16 protein-coding genes are annotated in these 25704 nt (G+C 39.2%); 14 read left to right on the top strand and 2 right to left on the bottom strand.

The window, feature by feature from the left end:
* Positions 1-12 precede the first annotated feature (12 nt).
* From IW492_RS10185 to cydC, 8 genes are all read left to right on the top strand, one after another.
* Complete coding sequence (locus IW492_RS10185) at positions 13-1053, top strand: PTS fructose transporter subunit IIC (RefSeq protein WP_202067519.1); 1041 nt, start codon at positions 13-15, stop codon at positions 1051-1053.
* 14 nt (positions 1054-1067) lie between these two features.
* Positions 1068-1901, top strand: a complete 834-nt coding sequence (locus tag IW492_RS10180; protein ID WP_202067518.1) for a class II fructose-bisphosphate aldolase — start codon at positions 1068-1070, stop codon at positions 1899-1901.
* A 38-nt stretch (positions 1902-1939) separates the two neighbouring features.
* Positions 1940-3907, top strand: coding sequence for a BglG family transcription antiterminator (locus tag IW492_RS10175; protein WP_202067517.1), 1968 nt, complete (start codon positions 1940-1942; stop codon positions 3905-3907).
* Positions 3908-4692: 785 nt separating this feature from the next.
* A complete protein-coding gene (locus tag IW492_RS10170) occupies positions 4693-7254 on the top strand; it encodes a cation-translocating P-type ATPase (protein ID WP_202067516.1) in 2562 nt (853 codons plus the stop codon).
* A gap of 221 nt (positions 7255-7475) precedes the next feature.
* The gene (locus IW492_RS10165) at positions 7476-8885 is read left to right on the top strand and encodes a cytochrome ubiquinol oxidase subunit I (protein ID WP_202067515.1); all 1410 of its coding nucleotides are present in this window, start codon (positions 7476-7478) and stop codon (positions 8883-8885) included.
* Complete coding sequence (cydB, locus tag IW492_RS10160) at positions 8886-9911, top strand: cytochrome d ubiquinol oxidase subunit II (protein ID WP_202067514.1); 1026 nt, start codon at positions 8886-8888, stop codon at positions 9909-9911.
* Positions 9908-11650: a thiol reductant ABC exporter subunit CydD gene (gene cydD, locus IW492_RS10155; RefSeq protein ID WP_202067513.1), complete on the top strand. Its 1743-nt coding sequence runs from the start codon at positions 9908-9910 to the stop codon at positions 11648-11650. The genes cydB and cydD overlap by 4 nt, the downstream gene beginning before the upstream one ends.
* Positions 11631-13376, top strand: coding sequence for a thiol reductant ABC exporter subunit CydC (gene cydC / locus IW492_RS10150; protein WP_202067512.1), 1746 nt, complete (start codon positions 11631-11633; stop codon positions 13374-13376). Before cydD ends, cydC begins: the two co-directional genes overlap by 20 nt.
* 752 nt (positions 13377-14128) lie before the next feature.
* Here cydC and IW492_RS10145 read toward each other — a convergent pair.
* Positions 14129-15109, bottom strand: coding sequence for a polyprenyl synthetase family protein (locus IW492_RS10145; RefSeq protein ID WP_202067511.1), 981 nt, complete (start codon positions 15107-15109; stop codon positions 14129-14131).
* Between the two features lie 128 nt (positions 15110-15237).
* On the opposite strand from IW492_RS10145, the gene IW492_RS10140 reads away from it, so the two are divergent.
* Positions 15238-16140, top strand: coding sequence for a prenyltransferase (locus tag IW492_RS10140; protein ID WP_202067510.1), 903 nt, complete (start codon positions 15238-15240; stop codon positions 16138-16140).
* A gap of 88 nt (positions 16141-16228) precedes the next feature.
* Entirely contained in the window at positions 16229-17440 is a 1212-nt protein-coding gene (locus IW492_RS10135) for an NAD(P)/FAD-dependent oxidoreductase (protein WP_202067509.1), read from the top strand.
* 335 nt (positions 17441-17775) lie between these two features.
* On the opposite strand, the gene IW492_RS10130 is transcribed toward IW492_RS10135, so the two are convergent.
* Positions 17776-18597 carry a VanW family protein gene (locus tag IW492_RS10130; RefSeq protein ID WP_202067508.1) on the bottom strand — a complete coding sequence of 274 codons (822 nt, stop codon included), beginning with the start codon at positions 18595-18597 and terminating at the stop codon, positions 17776-17778.
* 331 nt (positions 18598-18928) lie between these two features.
* On the opposite strand from IW492_RS10130, the gene IW492_RS10125 reads away from it, so the two are divergent.
* From IW492_RS10125 to IW492_RS10110, 4 genes are all read left to right on the top strand, one after another.
* Positions 18929-21313, top strand: coding sequence for a DNA translocase FtsK (locus IW492_RS10125; protein WP_202067507.1), 2385 nt, complete (start codon positions 18929-18931; stop codon positions 21311-21313).
* Positions 21314-22188: 875 nt separating this feature from the next.
* Positions 22189-22890 (top strand): GntR family transcriptional regulator, encoded by a 702-nt coding sequence (locus IW492_RS10120; protein ID WP_202067506.1) that lies wholly within the window; start codon positions 22189-22191, stop codon positions 22888-22890.
* Between the two features lie 110 nt (positions 22891-23000).
* The gene (locus tag IW492_RS10115; protein WP_202067505.1) at positions 23001-23750 is read left to right on the top strand and encodes an ABC transporter ATP-binding protein; all 750 of its coding nucleotides are present in this window, start codon (positions 23001-23003) and stop codon (positions 23748-23750) included.
* Positions 23740-25569 carry an FtsX-like permease family protein gene (locus tag IW492_RS10110; RefSeq protein ID WP_202067504.1) on the top strand — a complete coding sequence of 610 codons (1830 nt, stop codon included), beginning with the start codon at positions 23740-23742 and terminating at the stop codon, positions 25567-25569. Before IW492_RS10115 ends, IW492_RS10110 begins: the two co-directional genes overlap by 11 nt.
* The last annotated feature ends 135 nt before the right edge of the window (positions 25570-25704 follow it).

Genomic DNA, 25704 nt, shown 5'->3' with positions numbered 1-25704 from the left:
GGAGGAAATCTCATGGAGAAGCTTCAATTTAAAAAACATGTATTGACTGGTATTTCATTTATGATTCCTGTTGTCGTTGCTGGGGGGATTTGCCTAGGATTATCTCAAATATTCGGTGGTATTGATATTCAGCCTGGAACTTTTGCTGCTTCGCTTCAAGATATTGGTGTAGCTGCTATTACTTTTACGGTCCCTGTTATTGCTGCGGCAATTGCCTATTCAATTGCGGGAAGGCCGGGGATTGCTCCCGGATTAGCAGCCGGAGCTTTGGCTAATGCTGTAGGAGCAGGTTTTCTTGGTGGTCTTGTGGGTGGATTCCTAGCTGGTTATATTGCACTTATGGTGAAAACCTATGTGAAGCCGCCAAAAGTATTGCAAGGGTTAATGCCGGTTTTGATTATTCCTGTTAGTTCTACTCTGATTGTCGGACTTGTTCTTGTATATGCTTTAGGAGGACCTCTGGCTTTTATTCAAAGCAGTATGACCGACTGGCTGCTTAGCTTGCAGGGAGAATCTGGATTTCTTCTAGGCGGTATTATCGGAGCAATGCGTTTTGATATGGGAGGCCCCTTTGCTCAAGCAGCAAGTGCATTTTGTGATGCCATGTTAGTAGAAGGTATTTATGCACCCAAAGCGGCTAGTATGGTTAGTGGTATGACACCTCCGGTTGGTGTTGCAGTAGCTGTATTTTTAGCCCGAAAAAAATTCACGCAAGCAGAACAAAATGCTGCAAAAACAGCTTTTCCTTTAGGGTTATTCTTCATTACTGAAGGAGTTTTTCCGTTTCTTGCAACTGATCCCATTCGAATCATTATTTCCTGTACTTTAGGAAGTGCCATATCCGGCAGTTTGGCTGTTGTCTTTGGTTGCTTGTGTCCGATTCCAGCTGGCGGCATTTTTGCTATTCCATTTATTGAACGACCGTTCATGTTTATCCTGGCATTTGTTATTGGTGTAGCGGTTACGGCAATTAGTTTGATCATACTGAAACCAAAAGCGATTGAAAATGAAGAAAAAGAAGAAGAGATTGATTTTGAAATTAAATTCAATTAGTAGGGGATGAAAGCATGCTGGTTCCAATGAAGGAAATCTTAGAAAAAGCCAGAGAACAAAAATATGGGGTGATTGCACCCAATGTTATTAATGAAGATACTGCTCGAGCCTGTATCGAAGCTGCTGTTGAGTTAGATGCTCCTTTGATTTTAGATTTTGGTTTTGTATTTCATAAGGATATTGTCTATTTAGGAAGAATCATTGAATATTTAGCCAATCAAGTTTCTGTTCCTATCGCTTTAAACTTGGATCACGGTGCTACTTTCGAGCAAGCCGTTTGGGCAATTCGAGCGGGTTTTACCTCAATAATGGTTGATCGCAGTACGGCGCCTCTGGAACAAAATATTAGGGAAACAAAGGAAATTGTGAAAATGGCTCATGCAGTAAATGTAAGTGTTGAGGCAGAGCTTGGACATGTTGGAGAAGGCAAAATGTATGGAGATTCTGTTAAAGGACTGTATACTGATGTGGAAGAAGCCCAGAGCTTTGTTACAAAGACGGGTATAGATTGTTTAGCAGTAGCTGTGGGAACTGCTCACGGACAGTATAACGGATTACCTCATTTAAACTTCGAACTCTTAAATGAATTGAATCAAAAGCTGTTAATTCCATTGGTCTTGCATGGAGGGAGCGGTACAGGAGATGCCAACTTAGTGAAAGCAATCAAATGTGGGATTACGAAAATCAATATCGCGACGGATCTGTTTACAGCTGCGATTGATGAAGGCAATCAACTCGGAGAATCTTATATGATTTATCATCGCTTGCAAAAGGGATTTAAGGATAGACTTATTTATTATATGAAGTTAGCCGGTCAAGCAGGTAAAGCAGGTAAAGCTTCAAATTAGGATATAAGAAGTAAGAACGAGAGAGAAGGTGCGATAAGATGCTGACGAAACGGCAACAGATGATTGTTAAAGTATTACTAGAAAAGGAACAATCAACTAGTAAAGCAATTGCAGAGACGCTTTCTTTATCTGACAAGACTGTTCTCAATGAACTGACGGTAATTGATCAAGAACTGAAAAAGAGGAAGTATGGCAGGCTGATCAAGAGTCGTGGTGTTGGAATTCGTTTACTGATTGAAGACGCTGTTTCGAAGCAAAAGCTAGAAGAAGCCTGCTATCAAATCTCTGTAGATGATGATGTGTCTCACCTGCTAAAACGACTTTTCATGGGGCCGAAAAAGACTATTGTTACAGAAAAGAAACTAAAACGAGAATTATATGTAAGCCGCAGCTATTTAGCTCATAAAATTGAAGATTTAAATCAAATTTGTCATGACTACCATGTGATGATTAAACGAGTTAAAAATTATGGTTTGGTCATTGAAGGCAGTGAATTCGATATTCGTGATGCCATTATCGAATTGTTCTTAAAAACCTATTTGTTTCCAACACAAGTTGCAGTTGGGAAGCACTTCTTTAATGAAAAACAAGAGTACTCATTTAAAAGTGTTTTTGGCGAGTTTAATTATCATCCGATTGAACAATTGATTTTGGGTTTTGAAAAGAAAAATCAGCTAAAGCTGGATCACTTTTCCAGAAATACGGTACTTTTGCATATTTCTTTAGCGATCATTCGTGAAAAATTAGGGTATAAGTTGACATATACTCGACAACAGAAAGAGCTAATCGCTTCTTTTCCCAAAATGTTTTTAAATGAATTGGGACAGTTTTTCAAGGAAAATTATACAACAGAGCCATCTAAAACTGAGCTTTCCTATATCTATCTTTACCTTGATTTATATGGACTGCTGACTTCCAATTCTTTTGATAAAAAGAAACTTGAGGTAGAAAAATCTGAGAGATTTAACGAGTTTATTGATAACTTTTTAAGCATCACTGAAGGTATATTAAATATTGATATTGGTACAGATAAGCAGCTGAAAAAGGGAATTGTCCATCATCTTAGCGGAACGATCTTAAGGCTGACTATGAGTATTCGTATTCATAACCCGCTTCTTTATGAGGTAAAGAAAAACTTTTCAATGGTCTATAAAGCTACCTGGGCCAGTAGCTTGCTTTTCGATCAATACTATAATGCAACAATTAATGAAGATGAAATTGCTTATATTGCTTTATATTTGGGTATCGCAAAGGAAAAAAGAAAACAAAATATTAATATTTGTTTACTTGTGAACGGTAAGAATAGTTTTTCAGAGTTATTGTATGAGCAAATCAGGAATCTTCATCCGAGAATTTCTTTGAGCTGCCAAACAACAGAAGAGTATCAGGATGTCTATGATATAGTTGTTTCACCTTTAATGAATGTAAGTAACTATACCTCAAAAAAAGTCATTCATATTGGACGTATTCTAACTGAAAATGATAAGATTGCGGTCTTATCAACTGTTAAAGAATTGATTAAAAAGAAAATATTAGGTAATAAAAAACGAGATATGAATGAAGCAATGGGACTCAAGGAAGAATTTATTTTTCTGGACTATCCATCCAAAGAAAAGAACACAATTATTACAGAAATCTGCAGGCTTTTAGAGAGAAAAGGATACGTCTACAAAAACTATATACAATCGGTTATTAAACGGGAAGTTTTTGTTTCTACGGAAATTGGTTCTGCAGTTGCAATTCCTCATGGAAATTCAAAATTAGTGAAAAAATCAATCATTGTTTATATTAATTTACAGGAGCCGATTCAATGGACAGAAGCAGACAAAGTTAAGCATATCTTTTTTCTTGTTGTTTCTGAGATCAATGATTTTACCACTGAAAAAACGATTCGCGGCTTCTACAAAACGTTGATAAAGATCACTGAAGATGGCAGCATTACTCTTTTGAATCAATTAAAAACTAAACAAGAAGTGATTGAATTCTTTGTTGAAAGAGGAAATTAAACTGTTACTGATGAAAAGCAACTCACAAAGCTGTTTTTGCTCCCGTGCCGGCTGTACGTTTCTTGAATTAGCAGCCTAACTTAGTTTTAATTCGGTTAATACACTAGATAATTTCTATAGCTTATAAATCTTTAGACTGACATTCTTATTGTGGCAGGAATTTTATTTGCGGCTTTGATTCTTTTTATCATTTTTGGATTAGCAGGTGGAAAGTGTTGGCAAAAAAATATGTAATCGTCCTTGAATGATGGATTAAATTGGGAAATTATTGTTTATAATTCGGATAGCTTGAAGAAGCAGGAAAATTTGATATTAGTTATGGGGAAGAACGCCTGGGATATATAGATGCTGGGACTAGTCTAAAATGAATAGCTGCATTGGTTATAATGTTGCAGTAATTGTTAATGAACTGGAATAAGAGCATCACAGATATGGAAAAATCGAGATTTTATAAATGAGAATGAAAAGTCAGTCTTTCTTTACTTGTTATTTTAAGTTATTTTGAATTTACCCCAAATTATTGAACTAGCAGTATTTTAAAGTGTATTTCATTTGTTTACAAAGCAGCTTCTGTAACTACTGATATAATAGTAGTTTTAGTGGGGAATGGGTAAATTCAAATAAGTTGCCCCTTGAACTCTTTTTTAAAGTGTGAAATAATAGCTTCAAAATAGAAACGACTTAAGATTTGTTCGCCGGAACAATCTTGCAGGAGTCAGACAAACGGACCGTAGGCTTTAATGGTTCGTTTGGCTGGCTCCTTTTTTCATAGGAGGTACAGGCATATGACAAAAGAAATCTTTGGAAAAGAAGTGCAAGTTAACGAAAAAATGGGGCTTTCAAAAGAAGAGGTGCAGAGACGATTAGAAGAATTTGGCTATAACCAACTGGAAATCCGGACTGGAAAAAAGTTCTTTGAGTATTTAAAAGAAACGGTAAAGGATATCACGATACTTATCTTAATTTTTGCAACGATTCTATCAGGGTACATTGCTTTCACAGTACACCCGGATGATTTTTCTGAACCGATTGTTATCTTTTCAGTTGTTCTGCTTAACATTTATTTATCCATTCGGCAGCAAAAAAATGCGGAAAAATCAATGAATGAGCTGAAAAAAATGAGCGTTTCGACAAGTAAAGTTCTTAGGGATGGACAAATAAAAGAAATTGAAAGTACAGCGATTGTTCCAGATGATATCATTCAGCTGGAACTGGGGGACCGAATTCCAGCCGATGCAAAAATTTTGAGCTGCAGCAATTTTTTTGTTGATGAATCATTTTTGACAGGTGAAAGTGAACCCAGTGAAAAGAATCCTGAGTATATTCCTTTGGAGCATGATTCACTGGGGGATCGAAAAGAATTAGTTTTTTCAAGCTCGTTGGTAGTAACAGGAAAAGCGAAAGTCAGAGTTGAAAAAACAGGTATTCATACAGAAATTGGCAAAATTTCCAGCTTGATAAATAATGAAGCTGCGAATACAGCACCGTTGCAGCTTAAAATGCAAAAGCTTGGAAAAGCATTAGGGTTTGTTGCCATTTTAGTTGGATTCTTTGCGATAGGTATAGGCGTGATCAAAGGCTTGCCTTTGGAAACAAGTATTATGACAGCTATTTCAATGGCTGTTGCTGCGATTTCTGAAGTTTTGCCTGTAGTAGTGACTATTTCACTGGCAGTAGGAATGAGCAATATGGCAATAAAACAAACAATTGTCAGAACACCTTCAACCGTCGAAACCATTGGCGGAGTGTCTGTTATCTGTTCAGACAAAACAGGGACAATAACAGAAAATAGAATGACAGTTAAGTGTGTCAGTCCATTGGGAGACTTATCAAATACAATTTTTAATATTACAGAAGATAAGGAAAAAAATTTATTGTTCTTATTTTATCTTGCTAGTTCCATTGAAGCAAACGCGACTGTCAGCAGCAATCCCACTGAATTGGCAATTAGTAAAGCTTTAGCTGAAGCTTTCACGCAGGAAGAATTAACGAATGCTGCTTCAACAGTTGAAAAAGTTTATGAAATCCCCTTTGATTCCAAAAGAAAAAGAATGACTGTTTTATATAAAGTTAAAGAGCAGTATATTTCAGTAACAAAAGGAGCCTTTGACCGATTAAGTATTATAAATGACAAGCAGGACTTTTATTTGCAGGAACACGATAAATTAGCTGAACAAGCCTACCGTGTATTGGCAGCAGCCTATAAGACATATGAAAATTTTCCGACTGGTATTTCTGATGATGAGTTGGAATGCAGCTTGAATCTTGCCGGCTTTGTGGGAATCATGGACCCTGCAAGAGCAGAGAGTTATCAGGCTGTTGCTGCAGCAAAACAAGCAGGAATTGAAACGGTCATGATTACCGGAGACCATTTATTAACAGCTGAGAAGATAGCAGAAGATGTGGGGATTCTTGCGGAAGGAAAAAAGGCGATGACCGGTGCAGACCTAAATAAATTGGGGGATGAGGAATTAGCTGCTGTTATTCAAGACTACCGGGTTTTTGCTCGTACGTCTCCCGAAGATAAAATCCGCATTGTCAAAGTTTTTCAAAGCAATGATGAAATTGTCGCAATGACTGGGGATGGCGTGAATGATGCTCCTGCATTGAAAGCCGCTGATGTGGGGATTGCTATGGGGGGAGGAACAGAGGTTGCAAAAGAGGCTTCAGATATGATTTTGGCAGACGATAATTTTGCAACAATAGTAGCAGCTGTTGAGGAAGGTCGGCGTGTATACAGCAATATCAGGAAATCCTTATATGCAATGCTGGGGTGCAACATTTCGGCACTGACCATTGTTCTGATTTCTTTATTACTTGGCTGGGGAGCACCGGTTACAGCCATTCAACTTTTAATTATTAAGGTAGTCGCAGATGGTATTCCAGGGTTCAGCTTAAGTGTAGAACCGGCAGATAAAGAAGGGATGAAGTATCCTCCTATAAGTAAATATGAGAGTATTTTTTCAAATGGTTTGCTGCTTAAAATTATTGAAATTTCTGCGGTGTTTACAGGGGTTACATTAATTGCTATTTTAGTGGGACAAGCACAATCGGTTGAGATAACAAGAACAATGACATTTATTGTTTTGGGGCTGTCGACAATCGTACACATGTATAACTGTCGGAGTACCGGCTCTATTTTCAAAATGGACTTTTTAAGTAATTCTTTGCTGGCAGCAACCACAATTGCAGGAGCTTTGATCATCATTCTTCTGGTAAATATCCCTGTAACGCAACAAATTTTTGGGTTTGTAACAATCAGCTTGATTAACTGGATATGGGTTCTTGGGCTGTCAATCTTTCCGCTGGTTTATATTGAAATAAAAAAATATTTTCACTTATTTTAAAAAAGCGTACTTTTTTCAGCCTTGTCGGGTTCTTTTATTTTTATAAAAGACCGTATCCATTCAAATCCTTGAATAGAACTAGGTAAAAAGTTGAAATTTTTTAACAAATATTTGGTACTTTTCTGTTTAAAGGAGTATACTCGAATTGACATCATTATAATGATTATTTAGTAAAGTTTTTCTTAATTGAAGGAAAAACAGAGATTAGGAGGGGGATTTTTATGGATATTGTTACTTTAGCGAGATTTCAATTTGGGATGACTACGGTTTTTCACTTTTTCTTTGTACCGTTTTCTATTGGGGTCGCTCTTGTTGTGGCAATTATGGAATCAATGTATGTATGGAAAAAAGATGAACGTTATCGAAAAATGGCAAAATTTTGGGGAAATATTTTTCTCTTAAGCTTTGCAGTTGGTGTGGTGACAGGGATTATTCAGGAATTCCAGTTTGGTATGAACTGGTCTGATTACTCTCGTTTTGTCGGGGATATTTTTGGAGCACCGTTAGCTGTTGAAGCGTTGCTGGCTTTCTTTATGGAGTCAACCTTTTTAGGCTTATGGATTTTTACCTGGGATAGAGTAAAACCGAAACTGCATTTATTGTTTATTTGGCTCGTAACCATTTCTTCTATGATGTCAGCATTTTGGATACTGGTAGCCAACAGCTTTATGCAGCATCCTGTGGGTTATACACTTAATAATGGCCGTGCAGAAATGACTGATTTTGGCGCGCTGCTAACCAGCCATCAGGTTTTATATGAGTTTACTCACGTGATTGCGGGAGCAATTACAATGGGCGGAATGATCGTAGCCGGATTGGCTGCTTTTCAGATTTTAAAGAAAAGAGATGTCGAGTTTCACAAACCTTCCATGCGTTTAGGATTGGTTATCACATTGTTTGGTGCTCTTTTTGTGCTGGGAACAGGAGATATGCAGATGAAAGCTCTCCTTGATGATCAGCCGATGAAATTTGCGGCAATGGAAGGAGAGTATGAAGACTCTGGAGATCCGGCAGCCTGGACGTTAATTGGCTGGGCAGATGAAGCCAACCGCAAGCAGGTTTTTGGGATTAAAATTCCATATATGCTGAGTATCTTGTCTTATAATAAACCTTCAGGATCAGTCGATGGGATGGATACTGTCAATAGGAAGCTGATTGAAGAATATGGGGAAGACAATTATTTCCCTCCGGTGAATACACTGTTCTGGAGCTTCCGTGTGATGGCCGGCTTCGGTATGCTGATGCTGCTGGTGTCAGCACTGGGACTATTTTTTACCCGTAAAAAGAAACCCTCTCTCTATGAGAAACGCTGGATGCTGTGGATTATGGGGCTGTGCACCTTTGCACCGTTTTTGGCAAATACAGCTGGTTGGCTGATTACTGAACTGGGACGTTATCCTTGGACGGTTTACGGATTATTTAAAATCGAAGATAGTGTTTCACCAAACGTATCAGTGACTTCACTGCTGATTTCAAATATTGTTTACTTCGTTTTGTTTGCTGGTTTGGCTTCTGTAATGATCTATCTGGTTATCAGAGAATTGAAAAAGGGACCTGATTATGAGGAAAAGATGCTGGTGCAAAAACAAACAGCTTCTTCTGATCCTTTTGATAAGGAGGTTTTTAATTAAATGAGTAATTTGCAGTTATTATGGTATGTACTGATTGGGGTACTTTTCTCAGGCTTCTTCTTTTTGGAAGGCTTTGACTTTGGAGTTGGAATGGCTGTTCAGACTCTGACACATAATGATGGAGAAAAAAATCAGATCGTTGAGACTATTGGACCTGTTTGGGATGGAAATGAAGTCTGGCTGCTGACTGCAGGCGGCGCAATGTTTGCATCATTTCCATACTGGTATGCCTCTTTGTTCAGCGGCTACTATCTAATTTTATTCATTATTTTAATAGGTTTGATTATTCGAGGTGTCTCTTTTGAATTTCGTCATCGGATGCCGGAAGGAAAAATGAGAAATGTCTGGAATTGGACTTTGTCGATAGGCAGTTTTATTGTGCCGTTTTTCTTTGGTATTCTATTTATCAGTATGATTCAGGGAATGCCGATTGATTCAGCAGGCAATATGACAGCAGGCTTCTCAGATTATATCAATCTATTTTCTTTAGTTGGCGGAGTTGCATTGACATTATTGTGCTATCTGCATGGACTGAACTATATTGCTTTAAAAACCGATGGTGATATCAGACATCGTGCGAGAAACTATGCACAGTTTTTATATGGGATTCTTTATGTCGGCTTAGTTGTTTTTGCTGTATTACTGTACTTCAATACAGACTTTTTTGACCGTCATTTGATGACTACACTGATTTTGCTTGTGGGAATTGTAAGCTTGACTGTAGTTGCAAATATCAGTGTCTTCAAGCAAAAGGAACTACTTGCGTTTGTTGCCAGCGGTTTGACCATGATTCTTCTTGTTGCATTATTATTCAGTGGGTTGTTCCCTCGAGTAATGATCAGCTCTTTAGGAGCTTCCAACGATCTGTTGATTGAAACAGCATCCAGCAGCCCATACACACTGAAAATCATGTCTTGGATTTCGTTGAGTATTTTGCCATTTGTACTGGTGTATACAGGTTGGACGTATCATGTCTTCAGAAAACGTGTTTCCAATCTGCCGACACATACGGGGTATGGCGAATGATAGATAAGGCAATTTTAAAAATGCCTGAGATAAAAAAAGTAATGCTATTGCTTGCAGGGGCTGCTTTCCTGCAAGCAGTGTTTATTATTGGGCAGGCTTATTATTTGGCCAAAGCAGTTACTAGGCTTTGGAATGGCGGACAGTTACAGGAGCAGGGGCTGTCCATGCTCCTGTTTTTTTTATTTTACAGCGGTCGTCATATGATCACTTTTTTCCGGGACAAGCTTTTGGATACGTTCAGCTACAAGCGCTCCAGTGAGTTAAGAGCAGCACTTTTATCCAAGGTGTTTCGTCTTGGCCCTGTTGTTGTGCAGGAAGAGGGGACCGGCAACATGGTAACCATGGCATTGGAGGGTATTCATCAGACAGAAAATTATCTGCAGCTGATTTTAATGAAAATAATCAACATGATGGTGATTCCATGGATCATCCTGATCTTCCTGTTTACTTTGGACCTTCGATCAGCTGCTGTATTGCTGATTGTTTTTCCCATCATCATTATTTTTATGATTATTCTGGGGTATGCAGCTCAAAGTAAAGCAGATAAGCAATATAAAGCCTTTCAGCTGCTGTCTAATCATTTCATCGATTCTCTGAGAGGATTGGATACATTAAAACTGTTCGGATTGAGCAAGAATTATGCTAGAAGCATCTATGCTACCAGTGAGCGGTTTAGGGAAGCAACAATGGGGACTTTGAAAATAGCAATTTTATCGACCTTTGCACTGGACTTTTTTACAACACTTTCTGTCGCAGTGGTCGCAGTCTTCTTGGGACTGGCATTGCTTAATGGACAGATTCTGCTGTTCCCTGCATTGACCACCCTGATTCTAGCTCCGGAATTTTTTCTTCCGGTCAGAGATTTTGCAGGTGACTACCATGCAACTCTTGATGGAAAAAATTCCTTTCAGGCGATTCAAGCAATTATGAATCTTCCTGAAATAATGGATACAGATCAGTTAAACTTATCAACTTGGACAAGGAATGATCAGCTGACAGTCAATAAGCTTAATTTTACCTATGGACAGAGTGATTTTCCTGCGCTGAAAGAGGTAGAATTTTCTGTTCGGGGGTTTCAAAAAATTGGAATTATCGGTTCCAGCGGTTCGGGCAAATCTACACTTATAAATTTATTGAACGGCTTTCTTGCTCCGGACAATTCTTGCTTTGCTATTAATGGAGAAGGGATGTCTCATTTAAATCAAAAGGACTGGCAGAAACAAATGCTCTATATTCCGCAGTCTCCTTATATTTTTCAGGATACACTGGCAAATAACATTCGATTTTATACACCGGCAGCTTCTGATCAGGAAATTATGCATGTGATTGACTTAGTCGGATTGACAGAGTTGGTAGCGGAGCTTCCGGAAGGAATAGAGACGGTTATTGGCGAAAGCGGACGAATGTTCAGCGGTGGTCAGGCGCAGCGTATTGCCTTGGCAAGAGCATTTTTGGATCAGGAACGCCGTATTTTGGTATTTGACGAACCAACTGCACATTTGGATATTGAAACCGAAGTTGAGATTAAAGATAAAATGCTGCCGTTAATAGAAGATCATCTGGTTTTCTTTGCCACTCACCGTCTTCACTGGATGAAAGAGATGGACTATATTTTAGTCATGGATGAAGGGATGCTGGTTGAAGCAGGAACGCTGGATGAGCTTATGGAAAAAGAAGGGTATTACGTAGCGTTGACTAAAGAAATGAGGGGGGAAGCAAATGAAACTGTCAATGACTGACAATGGGCAGCAGGATCAGTGGGTTCGACCGTTTTTAAAAAAATATAAAGGACTGCTGATGCTGGCAATTTTTTTAGGTTTCCTCACCTTCTTCAGTGCTGGTGCTCTGATGTTCAATTCAGGTTATTTAATCAGCCGGGCAGCTTCATTGCCTGAGAACATTTTGCTGATTTATATTCCGATTGTTTTGACAAGAGCGTTTGGTATCAGTCGTCCTGTTTTCCGCTATGTTGAGCGCCTGGTCAGCCATAACTGGGTATTGAAAATGACTTCTGATCTGCGTTTGAAGCTGTATCGGGTTTTGGAAAAAGATGCAATGTTTCTTAAATCAAATTATCAAACCGGAGATATTCTGGGACTGCTTTCAGAAGATATCAATCATTTGCAGAATTTGTATTTGAGAACAATCTTTCCAATGATTATTGCAGGATTGCTGTATGTAGTTATTGTGATTGGCTTGGGCTTCTTTTCCTGGTGGTTTGCTCTTTGTATGCTTCTTCTTTTAGGCGTAACGGTTGTTCTCCTGCCGATATTGTCTGTACTGGTGAACGGCGCCAGACAGGAGCGACAGAAAGGAACAAAAAATCAATTGTATAAAATTTTGACGGATAATATTTTGGGCGTCTCTGATTGGGTTTTCAGTCAGCGGGGTTCGGAATTTGTTCTTTCCTACGAAGAGAAGGAAAAGGAACTGCGTGAGATTGATGGAGAAATTAAGAAGTTTGATCGCAGAAGAGATGTTGTGTTTCAGCTGTTCTTTGGTATGATTGCACTTGCTGTGCTAATCTGGGCAGGCACTCGCTTTCCAGGAAATCATGGTGGTGCCGCTAATTGGATAGCAGCATTTGTATTAACTGTTTTTCCTTTGATTGATGCGTTTGCTCCATTGTCGGATGCGGCTCAGGAAACGACAATTTATAAAGATTCCATTTCACGTTTGAATGAGCTTCCGGAAGTGGAAGGAGCAAAAGAAGCCGCTGCGTCAAACCCGAATTCAACAAAGATAGAGGCCAGACAGCTGACCTTTGCGTATCAGAATGCTTCACGGACTGTGCTGAGCAATCTGTCGCTTGAGATTCCAGAAAAAGAGAAACTGGCGATTTTAGGGCGCAGTGGTTCTGGGAAAAGTACGCTGGCCTCTTTAATAAGAGGGGACCTTCAGCCGACTCAGGGAGAAATGCTGATTGGCGGTGTGCCGGCAGACCAACTAGGGGATTCTATTACAGAATATATCGGGGTAATTCAACAAAAACCGTATCTGTTCCATACAACGATCCTCAATAATCTTAGAATTGGTAAGGAATCAGCAAGTGAAGAAGAGGTCTGGCATGTTCTGGAATTAGTTGGACTTAAGAAAATGGTTCAGCAGCTGCCTGATGGATTGCAGACAATGGTGGATGAAGCCGGACTCCGCTTTTCCGGAGGAGAGCGGCATCGACTTGCACTGGCCAGGATTCTTCTGCAGGATACGCCAGTTGTTCTGCTTGATGAGCCGACAACAGGACTGGATCCAATTACAGAGCAAAAACTGTTAACAACCTTTTTTGATGTACTTGAGGATAAAACGATCATCTGGATTACACATCACCTGCAGAGTGTACAAAAAATGGATCGGATAATTTTTATTGAGGATGGTCAGTTGATGATGAGCGGAACACCTGAAGAATTGATGACAGGAAACCGGCATTTCCAAATGCTGTATAGAATTGATCAAGGCTTAAATTAGTATACTGACTGCTTCAAATCATAACGACGTTTACAGTCAAAGAAATGGAACTTCCATCTTTTTTGCTGGTACAGGCAATCTATCTATTAAGCAATGCATTAGTTAAAAGAGATTGTGACGGCTCTTTGCTTGGCTGAAGGGGTCACTTGCTTCTACGCTTCTATGAATGCTCATCGTATATTTGAGGGGCATATAAGACATACCAATGCATAGATGAACAAACAGCTATGTTCATTGCTAAGAGGCTGCTTGTATGCGAAGTACTGATGGGAATAAATTTGTCAGAATTTATTCCAGATACAAAGATACAGCTGTATGTGAAACAACGATCTGCTGAATGTGCAGATAGTCTTCAAACTTAAATAGGAGACAGCTAATCGCAGAGATATAAGCAGCCAGCTTCTAGCACAAGACAGGTACCATGTATCATCTACTAGTCAATGCTTAAGGGGATGCGACGTAGCGTTGTCACATCCCCTCTGCGTATTTACCAAGTATATTCATGACTGCGGACCAGTAGAAGCTCTGTTAGTTTTGTCTCTGTGGTTCTCACTAGGGACTGTGACAAAAGTATGTCTGAGACCCCTAAAACCGAATAAACGGTGTTCCAGTCTTTGTATGATTCGAGCATTCGATAAGAAGCGTAGAAGCAAGTTCATACATGCGCTGAGTATTCAAAGAAAAAGCCCTTCCATGCTTCAATCCTGGAAGCATGAGAGTTGTTTATACCCCATGCTTTTTATCAGGCATTATCAGTACTTACGGACTAGTAATAGTTCAGTCAGTTTCTGCAGCTGTTTACGGCTGGTGCTTTTTGGCAGCTTGGCAATATCCTGTCTGGCTTTTTCGGTCATCAGATCAGCGAATTCCTTTGCTTTTTCCACTCCATCCAGTTGTTGAACAATCGAGGCGACTTCTGCTGCTTCTTCAGCAGTCAGCTGCTCCTTTTTATTTAAGTAAGGGGCAAGGAGAGCGGGGTGTTCCTGCAGGGTAAAGATCAGCGGCAGTGTATAAACACCTTGAGCAATATCTTCAATTGTCGGTTTTTGTAACGTTTCTGTGGTCGCTGTATAATCAAGAATATCATCGTAAACCTGAAAGGCAATTCCGATATGACGCCCGATTCGTCTAGCCAACTGTTCAATTTCTTTAGACGCGTGACCAAAGTGTGCACCTTCCAGACAGCTCAATGAAAAAAGCTCAGCCGTTTTTCCATTTACACTTCGTAAGTAATCGGTAATCGTGATATTTTGGTTATAGCGGGTATGCATCTGGTCTAGCTCGCCAAGCAGCAGGCGCTTCATTGAATGTGCGTTAACTTGAAGATATTTAGAATTCTTCATAGTATCAGCAAGCAAATCAAAGAATTCTGTAAACAGCAGATCCCCTGTATATACTGCAATGTCTTTGCCGTAACGTGATTGAATGGTTTGTGTTCCCCGACGTAATGGAGAATCGTCTATAATGTCGTCATGAATCAACGTTGCCATATGCAAAATCTCAAGTGAAGCAGCAATTTTAATCAGCTGCTGGCGGTCTTGTTGATCGGCATTTCCCATTTGGGTAAAGATAAAGAAAAAAGCCGGGCGCAGTAATTTACCGCCGGAGTTGGTCAATTCAACCAAAGCCTGTTTAATCTCTTTGTTGCGACTGTTGACTTTTTCTATGATCAGCAACCGCGTTTCATCTAACTGTTGCTGGATCAATGGGAAATATGTCCAAAATTTTTCCATAACATAAATAATCCTTTCAATAGCTCAATACTATTGATTGTATACGAAGAGCCAAAATAAATACAGTAAATCTTATCAAAACTTTGCAAAGCAAATTTTTGATAAAAAGCTGAAGATAGGAGTATAGTTTGAATAGAGAAATATTTTTTGAGCTAGTTGAATTAAAAGCAAAAACTGCCAGTATTTTGCCATTTCTTTTAGGTCTGTGTTTCAGTTGGTATCATTATCGTCAGGTTCACGTATTGTATGTGCTTATCTACTTTGTAGCAATGATCGTTTTTAACATGGCTGTAGATATTCTGGATAATTATAATGATTATCTTCATGCTAAAGAGGGACATGATTATAAAGAAAAAACGAACATTATTGGTAGAGAAAGATTGTCATTATCAATGATTCGTCAATGGATTCAATGGATGGTCTGCAGTTCGGCAGTGATTGGTATTTTACTTTCAACAGTAGTCGGCTGGCCGCTGCTTTGGATGGGAATTTATTGTTACCTAGTCGGCATTTTTTATTCTTCAGGACCTAGACCGTTATCCAGTTTACCTTTGGGAGAGTTTTTTTCAGGATTTACGATGGGCTTTATGATTCTTTTGATTTGTGTTTATATCAATACGTTTGAGGTTTTTCAATGGACAGGAGAAAGCTTGTTCAATGTGTTTGTGATTGCTCTTCCGAATATGTGTCTGATTGCCAATCTAATGTTGGCAAATAATATCTGTGATTTAGATGAGGATGAAAGAAATCACCGCTTTACACTGGTGCACTATTTAGGAAGAAAAAAATCACTTACATTATTTGTTTTATTATTGTTGATTGCTTTATCTGCAGTTTTTTACAGTGTTATTGCAGGACTGGCACCGATGACTCTACTGCTGACGGTGGTAGTTATTCCTTTTGTTTGGAAAGAGACCTGCGGCTTTCTGAAAGAACAGATAAAGTCAAAAACGTTTAGCTGTGCAGTAAAAATATTGGCAGTCGGAGCATTTGCTCAAGTATTCTTTTTTGCGCTAGGTTTGTGGCTGTGAATTTGAAGGTTTGGATATTTGTGAAAGAAGATGGCAGCCGATAAGTGATGAATGATCAAATAAACGTGTAGAGAGAGGGATAAATAAAATGAGTAAAAAAATCGTTATTTTAGGTGCGGGATATGCTGGTTTAAGAGCATTGCATGAATTGCAGAAAGAGGCAGCCGATATAGAAATTACTTTGGTGGACCGAAATGAGTATCATTACGAAGCAACAGATCTTCATGAGGTAGCAGCCGGTACGCAAAAAAGCGAAAGAATCATTTACCCGATCAGAGATGTTGTAAAAAATTCATGTACAACCTTTATACAGGGAACCATCAGTGCGATTGATACTGAACAGCAGCTGGTAAAATTAGCAGATGGAAAGACATTATCCTATGATTATTTGGTGGTAGCTTTAGGATTTGAATCTGAATCATTCGGAATCCCAGGTGTCGACGAATACTCGCTGCAAATGGTTGATGTGGATACTGCTGAGAAAATCTATCAGCATATTGAGGAGCAAATGAAGAGCTATAAAGAAATGCAGGATGAAAATGCGCTGAAAATTATTGTTTGCGGGGCAGGGTTTACAGGAATTGAATTGCTGGGTGCTTTGACAGACGGAAAGAAAAAGCTGGCTGAAGCAGCTGGTGTAGATTCGGAAAAAATTAGGCTGTATTGTGTTGAAGCTGTTACCCGCTTATTGCCTATGTTTAGTGAAAAACTTTCTGATTATGGAATCAATAAGCTGAAAGATTGGGGTGTTGAGTTCTTAACAGGCAAACCGATTAAGGAAATCAAAGAAGGATCGGTTGTTTATTTGGATGACAAAGAAAACAATACCTTAAAAGAATTACATGGCGGAACCATCATTTGGACGACAGGAGTCAGCGGCAGCCATGTTATTGGCGCATCGGGCTTTGAAGAAAAACGCGGGAGAGTAATGGTTAATCCTGATTTAACTTACCCCGGACGTGATAATGTCTACATTATCGGAGATTGTTCTGCAGTAATGGATGAAGAAAGTCAACGACCTTATCCGACAACCGCTCAAATTTCACTGAAAATGGGCGAGTGCGCCGGAAAGAATATTAAAGCTCAGCTTAGAGGAAAATCAACACAGCCATTTACTTTTCATTCTTTGGGCTCTGTTTGTTCTATCGGAAACACCCATGCTTTTGGAGAGGTTGGCAAAATGGAAATTAAAGGCTATCCTGCTTCATTTGTTAAGAAAGCCATTATGGATCGCTCCCTATTTGAAACGGGCGGAGTAAAAGAAGTATTGGCTAAAGGACGTTTTGATTTTTACCATTAAGAGTTAACATTGCTGCTTTGATTAATTATTGAAAAAACAAGGTCGGGACAAAAGCGTTCAGCTCCGAGAATTAAGAAGGAATATCCGAAAATTGTCAAGGAACACTAGTCATAAAATGACTAGCTGTGAATTGATACCTCCCTGGAGCTCCTCATATTTTCAGGATAGTTTGGCTTAATTCCGAAGGAGTTGCTCCTGCGGTTACTCGTCGCAAAAAGAATTTTTGCTTTTGTCTCGCCGTTTATTCGGGATTAGATACGAAGAGAGTTGGGAACTTTATTTCTGTCCCATTCACGCTATTAATTTGTTAAGCTGTAAATAATTTATCGGTTGTTCTACTTTTCTATTATAGTTAAATGGTCTGTAGGGTAGACAACTTTGGCATGATTTTTTTTAATTAGTACTTTTTTAATTTCGTTTCCTGTTTGTTTGTCAATGACTTGTTGATAAATATTGCTGTTGCGGTAAACAATTCCCTGTTCTCTGCTAAAATAGTCATCTTCACATTTTACGTGATAGCTGTAGGGCTGCTCTTTTTCAGCATAAAGCTCTCCGTGAAGATGAGTGTCGTCTGTATAAGTAATAAGCTGATAGGTTTGATCGGAAGAATTTTTGAAACGGTAGTCCATATAGTTGTAAACAATGGATGTTCCAGTTCCAAAAGGAATGACTCTGCCATAATCTGGGAAAAGATCCACCCCATCATGATGATGATGTTCCACAATTTCAAACGGAGTATGAAGAACCATCCAGTGAATTAGATTGGTAAACTGGCACATCCCTCCGCCTATTCCGCTGATCGCTTCTTCTTTGCCTATCATCAGTCCTTCCTGATAGCCGTCTTTTTCCTTACACGAGCCTACCAGCTTCCAAAATGAAAAAGTTTCGCCCGGTCGGATGAGGATTCCTGAAACCTTTGGGGTTGACAGTGCCAAATTAACCGCTTTGTTATCCTGCAGATGCTGATCGACATTTCCAAGCTTTCTTCTAATTAACGAACTATGTTTATAAATACAAACAGGCAGTTTCTCTGCCTCTTTTTTTGAAGCGAATCGTTGCTTTTGCAGTTTATCCTGAAAATGCCTTGAGATAATATTTTTATAGACTGATAGTTTGTATGTTGTCGGTGAGATTTCACAAAATAATTTTCTTCCCATAACCAGTACCCTCCATAATATTAACTTCCCCTAAGAAAAATCATTACATAATATTACTTGCGTGTCAAAAATATTACAATTATATTTCTTTAATATTAAATGAGAAATGCAGATTACTGGTTTCAGGCAGTATAAACAGGGAGAAGCCTCTTCAATGGGAGAATATTTCTAGTTAGAGTTAGACTATTTGATAAAGGGGATGTTAAGAAGGAACTCTCTGTAAATCTGAATAAAATCATGTTTCTGTGAATAATTTTGAAAAAGGAATAGGGATACTTTTGATCGTGCTCGTTTTCAGGTATAATGGAATTTGTTGAAAAGAGGGGAAAAAATGGCGCAGAAAAAAAAGACAAAGAAACAGAAAAAGCAGCAAGAACAGCTGCGTTACATTTTTATTGGTATCTTCTTTATTTGCTTTAGTTTACTGGGGTTGCTAAAGTTGGGATACTTGGGGATACTGATTGCAAACGGACTGCGTCTGGTAGTGGGGAATACCTTTACCATTGCTGCAGTTTTGTTAATGTTATATGGGTTTTCGCTGGTCCTTTTCGGAGAAAATTTTCCAATTAAATCCGCTCGTCCTATTATTGGCGGGCTGCTGATATATTTAGGAGTATTGCTATTCCTGCATGTTTACTGGTTTCGAAATATTGGCAGCGGATCACCTAATATTATTAATACTACCTGGGATTTTTTGAAAATGGATCTAAGCAGAAGCACCATTGCTGAAAATATCGGCGGAGGAATGATCGGAGCCGGCTTGTACACTGTTACCCATTTTCTGGTTGCTCAGCTTGGGAGTTATGCTGTTGCTGTTGTGTTGATATTGACCGGCAGCTATTTGATCAGCATGCTGGAAATTCAGCAGCTGTTGGATGGTATTCAGAAATTTCGCAAGGTACTGGGAACGCTATTTGCAAAAAGTGATGAGCATCTGGCCGCGAGAGCAGAGAAGCGTGCAGAACAGAAAAAAATGAAGGAAGCAGAAAAACAGGAAAGAGCCAGAGAGATGGCTGAACAGTGGCTTGAGAAGAATCAGGTCAGAGAGCATACGCCGGGAGAGCATCTGGCGCAAACTGAAAGAGAGCAGTACGATTATCCTGAACAGGAGCCTGAGCAGTTGACCTTGGTACCAATTGACAGCTTTCAGAGTCAGGAACAGGAAAGGTCTGAACCGCATTATTCTCAGGAAGAGATACACTATAACGAACAGGAAGAGGCTGGTGATCTTGACTTTGATATTGCTGCTGAAGCAGAAGACCGCGACTACCAACTGCCTTTTTCGACTCTTCTTGACTCAGTACCTGTTGCTGACCAGAGTGGAGAATATAAGAAGATTGAAAAGAATATTTCTGTTTTGGAGCAGACATTCAAGAGCTTTGGTGTTGACGCTCAAGTTGTCAAGGCGAGCTTGGGTCCGGCTGTTACCAAGTTTGAAGTTCAACCTGCTGTGGGTGTGAAGGTAAGTAAAATTGTCGGATTGACAGACGATATTGCTTTGGCATTGGCCGCGAAAGATGTAAGGATGGAGGCGCCGATTCCGGGGAAATCCTTAATTGGAATTGAAGTGCCCAATAGTACAGTCAGCACAGTATCATTTAGAGATGTGATTGATGCTCAGCCAAGTCATCCGGATAAAATTTTGGAAGTGCCTTTGGGAAGAGACATATCTGGTGTTGTACAGTCTGCTGATTTGACAAAGATGCCGCATTTGCTGATTGCCGGCTCTACTGGTAGTGGTAAATCTGTAGCTATTAATGGGATTATTACCAGCATTCTGATGAGAGCAAAGCCTCACGAAGTAAAAATGATGATGATTGATCCCAAAATGGTGGAATTGAATGTCTACAACGGGATTCCGCATTTGCTGACGCCAGTGGTTACAAACCCCAGAAAAGCAGCACAGGCTTTACAAAAGGTTGTTCAGGAGATGGAATTCCGTTATGAAAAATTTGCAGCAGCGGGTGTGAGAAATATATCCGGCTACAACGAGCTGGTGATTCAGAAAAATCTCGAGGATGGCGAGAACCGTCCGATTTTACCATTTATTGTTGTGATTGTTGATGAATTGGCTGACTTGATGATGGTGGCCAGCAATGAAGTGGAAGATGCAATCATTCGACTGGCACAAATGGCGAGGGCAGCGGGTATTCACATGATTCTTGCTACGCAGCGGCCAAGTGTTGACGTTATTACAGGAATTATCAAAGCGAATGTTCCGTCCAGAATTGCGTTTGCGGTTTCCAGCGGGACAGATTCCCGAACGATTATTGACAGTAACGGTGCAGAGAAGCTTCTTGGACGCGGAGATATGCTGTTTCTGCCTATGGGGGAAAATAAACCAATACGCGTGCAGGGAGCATTTATTTCGGATCACGAAGTGGAACGTGTAGTGAGCTTTGTGACGGAGCAGCAGGAGGCAGACTATCAGGAAGATATGATGCCTACGGAAGAAGCTGTTTCCGGAAGCAGTGAAAATCCTCAGGATGAACTATATGGAGAAGCAAAAGCACTTGTGATCGAAATGCAGACAGCAAGTATCTCTTTGCTGCAGCGCCGGTTCAGAATCGGTTATAATCGGGCAGCCCGTCTGGTGGATGAGCTGGAAGCCAATCATGTTATCGGTCCGTCTGAAGGCAGCAAACCAAGAAAAGTTTTTGTTGAAGTGGAAGAAGAGGAAGAGGTTCAACCGCCTGAACATGATCAAGATTATTAATTAAGAGAAATTGTTGTATCAGAGACCATGGGAGGAATTTCCGTGGTCTCTTCTTTTACACTAAAAAACAGAAGGGAAGCAGTATAAATTGCAGCAGCTAATAAGGGAGCTGTTCATTTATATGACTACAGCACTGGGAGCTATGCCAAATGGCTTTAAGCTTTCGAATGGCTCGTATGTAGATATCATGCCATTCTATAAACAGCTCGATTGATCTGAACAAAAGATATCTCCCTGAAATAAAATGAAAGATATACAGATAGAAATAAACAGTCTGAAGACTGTTTAGAAACCAGTAAGATAGACTGTTTAGATATTTCTAAGTTACCTGATTTTTCCTTTTTTATAAAATATTTCTTCTTTTTTTAGAGAAATCAACCTTAATCGAATTGCATTCCGCTCTATTTGCGGTATCATGTTTATAAGAGCATAAAAACATATTTTGGTTGGTAGTCCAAAAGCATAAATTGTCAGTAACCTTTCCTCCTTGGGGTGTCGGTTGTTCTTTTTTTCATTTTAAGAAGGAAGAATCATGGCACAGTCAGATAACAAGTGTAAAGACAGAAAAGAAAAGGCTGAATCTCAAGCATGTACAAAGAATGATTCAGAAAGAGAAGAAAAAAACTAGTTGTTATTACAAAAAGCACAGGCAGTCATGGCGGAACAGTACGAGGAATTGAGAATTGAAAAAAGCACGAGCGCAGTGAAAGAAGCTCTGAGGAAACGCAGCTTATTTTTTGAGAAGAAACAACAGAAGTGTCTGGAAAAAAGAAAAAGGTATTAGTTCTTGTTTGGAATAGTTTGTAAGGAAAAAATACGAGCTGCATGCTGTTTGGCGGGAACAGATAGATAAAATAGGGATAAGGGTGAGCGATATGAAGAGAAAAAGCGTCTTATATCTGGAAGTGGCAGAACAAATCAAAGCGGATATCCTAAATGGCAAATATCCTGTTGGTTCTCTGCTTCCGACAGAGTCAGAACTGGAAGAATTGTTTGAGGTTAGTAAAATTACGATTCGTCGGGCAATTGAAATGTTGGCAGATGAAGAGCTGGTGGAAAAGAAAAGTGGAAAAGGGACGACTGTTCTAAGTAATCGTCCATACAACAAATTATCAAAAGCAGGAACCTTTACAGAATATCTCCATGATTCAGGATTGGATATTATTAAAAAGAACTTTGATCTTGAGCTTGTGACTTTGTCAGAAGATATGGAAGCATACAAAGGACTGGGAAACAGCGCAGTGAAGTTTTCAAGGCTCTATCTGCTTGACAGCCAGCCCTATATCTATTTTGAATATCTGCTGCCAAGAGCACTGTCGGATGTGACTGTAGAACAATTCGAAACAGAATCACTCTATCGGATTCTTGATCAGCATCATATAGAGATTTATCGATTCGAGGATAGCTTTGAAATTATCCCGTTGACTCCCAAGCTGCAAAAAATCTTGAATACAGCTGAATCGTCAGGGCTGAAACGAATCCGCCGATCATTTGGTAAGAACGACCAAATTGTTGAGTTTTCTGAGGCTGTTTATAACACAGCCATGCATCCTTACGTGATTGAATATGAAGCATAAATAACAAAGGACTTACATGACAAAAATGTAAGTCCTTTGTTATTTGTTTCAATGGCTGGTAAGCAGTGTCTCCTATAGAATGAAAGGAAAAAGAAAATGGAGTGAGAAAAATGCTGCAAGTAAAAAATCTAAGTAAAACCTATGGAGATGAAATTAAATATAAAGCTTTAAAAGCCTTGAATCTTACTGTTGAGGATGGAGAATTTATAGGAATTATGGGACCTTCCGGAAGTGGGAAGAGTACATTTTTGAATTTACTGGCAACAATTGATCAGCCAACCTCAGGAACGATTGAACTAAATGGAAAAAATCCAAATGAATTGAATCAGGAGGCTATTGCTAAATTCAGAAGAAGAGAACTTGGTTTTGTTTTTCAAAGCTTTAACCTGATGCCGACCTTGACAGTGGAAGAAAATATTGTACTGCCGCTGACTTTGGATGGAGAAAAAATTTCGGTGATGAAGAAAAAACTGAGCAGATTATCAGAACAGCTGGGAATTGCGCCTTTGCTCAAAAAGAGAATTGCTGAAATTTCCGGAGGACAGGCACAGCGTGCAGCAGTGGCAAGAGCGATGATCCATCAGCCGCAGCTGCTGCTTGCAGATGAACCGACAGGGAATCTGGATACTAAGTCTTCCAAAGATGTTATGAAGCTGCTCCAACAGCTGAACAAAAGAGAAAAAGCGACAATTCTAATGGTGACACATGATCCGCTGGCTGCCAGCTACTGTCAAAGAATTGTCTTTATTAAAGATGGACAGCTGATTGGTGAAATTAGGCAGATGAATGGTCAGAAGCAGTTCTACAATGAGATTATGGTAAATTTGGCTAAGATTGAAGGTGTTGAAAATGAGTTTTAGTCAATTTGTTATCCGCAATACAATAAGAAATAAAAGGCTGTATATGGCTTACTTCCTGAGTACATTGTTTGCAGTGATGGTCTTCTTTACATTTACCGGTTTTGCGTTTCATCCTGCTTTATCAGATGGACTGAATGCGAGTGCAAGACAGGGGATGCTTGGTGCAGCAATTATTATTTATGCCTTTTCGTTTTTCTTTGTTTTATATTCGATGGATGTTTTTATTCAGTCCAGAAAAAAAGAATTTGGATTATTAATGATTCAGGGAATGAGTCCGAAACAGCTGAAGCGGATGATCTTTATTGAGAATCTGGTCATTGGTTTTTTTGCAACATTTATCGGCGGATTTGCGGGAATTGGATTTTCTCAGATTATTCTCCTGATCAGCAATCATTTAATTCATGTACAGCTGGCTTTCTATTTTCCGTTGCAGGCAATGCTGATTACGATTGCGGCATTCACACTTTTATTTTTTATGATAGCTTTTTTCATCCAGTTTCGTTTGCCAAAACTTAAGTTGCAAACCTTGCTGAAAGCAGGCGATTTAGGTAAAGGAATGATCAAAGGCTCTTTACTAAAAGGAATATTGGCAATTGTTTTGATTGGAGTTGGCTATGCAGTTGCATTGCTTGTACCGGGAATGATGGTTCCAGTTGTAATGATCCCAGTTATTTTCCTAGTTGTTGTCGGAACTAGATTCTTGTTTAACCAATTAAGTGTCTGGAGCATTGAGAAGTTAAAAAAAAATCAGAAAATCTTTTGGAAAAAGACCAATATGGTGATTTTCTCTGATTTGTCATTCAGAATGAAAGACAATGCACGTTCGTTTTTTCTTGTATCTGTCATTTCTACTGTTGCTTTTGCGGCAATCGGGACTCTTTACAGCTTTCAGCAAATGATTCTGGAGTCTGCAGCTAATGTCCCTTATGAATTTCAAATTTCTGGAGAAGAAATTAAAATTATGCCGACCAGCAATGAATTTACAGCACTTCTGGAAGAAAAAGGAATCCAGGTTGATCAGGCAGAGTATAGGCTTTACACAGATCAGAATCAGATTAACTATATTACAGAGAGCGACTACAATCAGCTGGCTAAAGTTGCAGACAAACCTCAAATCCAGACAAATGGACAGGCCGTTCAATTGGAATTTAAAAGTGAGTTTAATACAGGGAATCAGGCAACAAAGCTGACACAGGTGGAGATAGCAGGGCAGCAGATCCTGCCTGTGTCTAAAAGTGAAAAAGAGGAAATTTTACCAGCTTTTAATGCAACAGTAGTGGTTCCTGATACAGTAAATTTTGCTAAAATGACCTATACTAAAAGTGTTGTCTGGCAGCCAAAAGATGCTTCCAGAGAGGACTTGATTGCATTAGGGAAAACGCAGGAAGGCAACTATCTTTTTACTGCGAAAACCTCTATGACACAATCAATAATAGACGGTTATAAACCTATTTTGTTTGTCGGGATTTTTATCGGAATTGTTTTCTTTGTATCTGCAGGCAGCTTTTTGTATTTCCGTTTATACAGTGACATGGATGTCGATGTAGAGAAATTTAAAATGATTTATAAAATGGGACTGGCGAAAAAAGAGCTGAAGAAGATGATTAATCAGCAAGTAGGCATTTTGTTTTTTACGCCAATTATTGTTTCCGTGATACATGGAGCAGTAGCACTGACTGCAATGTTCCATATCTTTGGTCAGAGTATGCAGCTGGCAGGCTGGCAGGTATTGGGTGCTTTTGTTCTCATACAGATTGTCTACTATATGATTGCAAGAATTTTCTATTTTAATAAAGTATATAAACTGGTACAGTCTTAAAAATGACAGAGCGAGTCTGGGACAATAGTCCGTCCTCAAAAAGAAAACACGCTCGATTTTGGCAATAATCATCAAAATCGAGCGTGTTCTTTCTTTTTTACGTGTCTTCCTCTCCATATATTTTCCCAATTTCCT

Source organism: Enterococcus sp. BWB1-3, assembly GCF_016745275.1.
Classification (GTDB): domain Bacteria; phylum Bacillota; class Bacilli; order Lactobacillales; family Enterococcaceae; genus Enterococcus_L.
This window is presented reverse-complemented; position numbering and strand designations above follow the sequence as displayed.

What these genes read in the sequence shown, in the direction of transcription:
- IW492_RS10185 (WP_202067519.1), top strand. Translation starts at nt 13, where the DNA reads ATGGAGAAGCTTCAATTTAAAAAACATGTATTGACTGGTATTTCATTT.
- IW492_RS10180 (WP_202067518.1), top strand. Translation starts at nt 1,068, where the DNA reads ATGCTGGTTCCAATGAAGGAAATCTTAGAAAAAGCCAGAGAACAAAAA.
- IW492_RS10175 (WP_202067517.1), top strand. Translation starts at nt 1,940, where the DNA reads ATGCTGACGAAACGGCAACAGATGATTGTTAAAGTATTACTAGAAAAG.
- IW492_RS10170 (WP_202067516.1), top strand. Translation starts at nt 4,693, where the DNA reads ATGACAAAAGAAATCTTTGGAAAAGAAGTGCAAGTTAACGAAAAAATG.
- IW492_RS10165 (WP_202067515.1), top strand. Translation starts at nt 7,476, where the DNA reads ATGGATATTGTTACTTTAGCGAGATTTCAATTTGGGATGACTACGGTT.
- cydB (WP_202067514.1), top strand. Translation starts at nt 8,886, where the DNA reads ATGAGTAATTTGCAGTTATTATGGTATGTACTGATTGGGGTACTTTTC.
- cydD (WP_202067513.1), top strand. Translation starts at nt 9,908, where the DNA reads ATGATAGATAAGGCAATTTTAAAAATGCCTGAGATAAAAAAAGTAATG.
- cydC (WP_202067512.1), top strand. Translation starts at nt 11,631, where the DNA reads ATGAAACTGTCAATGACTGACAATGGGCAGCAGGATCAGTGGGTTCGA.
- IW492_RS10145 (WP_202067511.1), bottom strand. Translation starts at nt 15,109, where the DNA reads ATGGAAAAATTTTGGACATATTTCCCATTGATCCAGCAACAGTTAGAT.
- IW492_RS10135 (WP_202067509.1), top strand. Translation starts at nt 16,229, where the DNA reads ATGAGTAAAAAAATCGTTATTTTAGGTGCGGGATATGCTGGTTTAAGA.
- IW492_RS10130 (WP_202067508.1), bottom strand. Translation starts at nt 18,597, where the DNA reads ATGGGAAGAAAATTATTTTGTGAAATCTCACCGACAACATACAAACTA.
- IW492_RS10125 (WP_202067507.1), top strand. Translation starts at nt 18,929, where the DNA reads ATGGCGCAGAAAAAAAAGACAAAGAAACAGAAAAAGCAGCAAGAACAG.
- IW492_RS10120 (WP_202067506.1), top strand. Translation starts at nt 22,189, where the DNA reads ATGAAGAGAAAAAGCGTCTTATATCTGGAAGTGGCAGAACAAATCAAA.
- IW492_RS10115 (WP_202067505.1), top strand. Translation starts at nt 23,001, where the DNA reads ATGCTGCAAGTAAAAAATCTAAGTAAAACCTATGGAGATGAAATTAAA.
- IW492_RS10110 (WP_202067504.1), top strand. Translation starts at nt 23,740, where the DNA reads ATGAGTTTTAGTCAATTTGTTATCCGCAATACAATAAGAAATAAAAGG.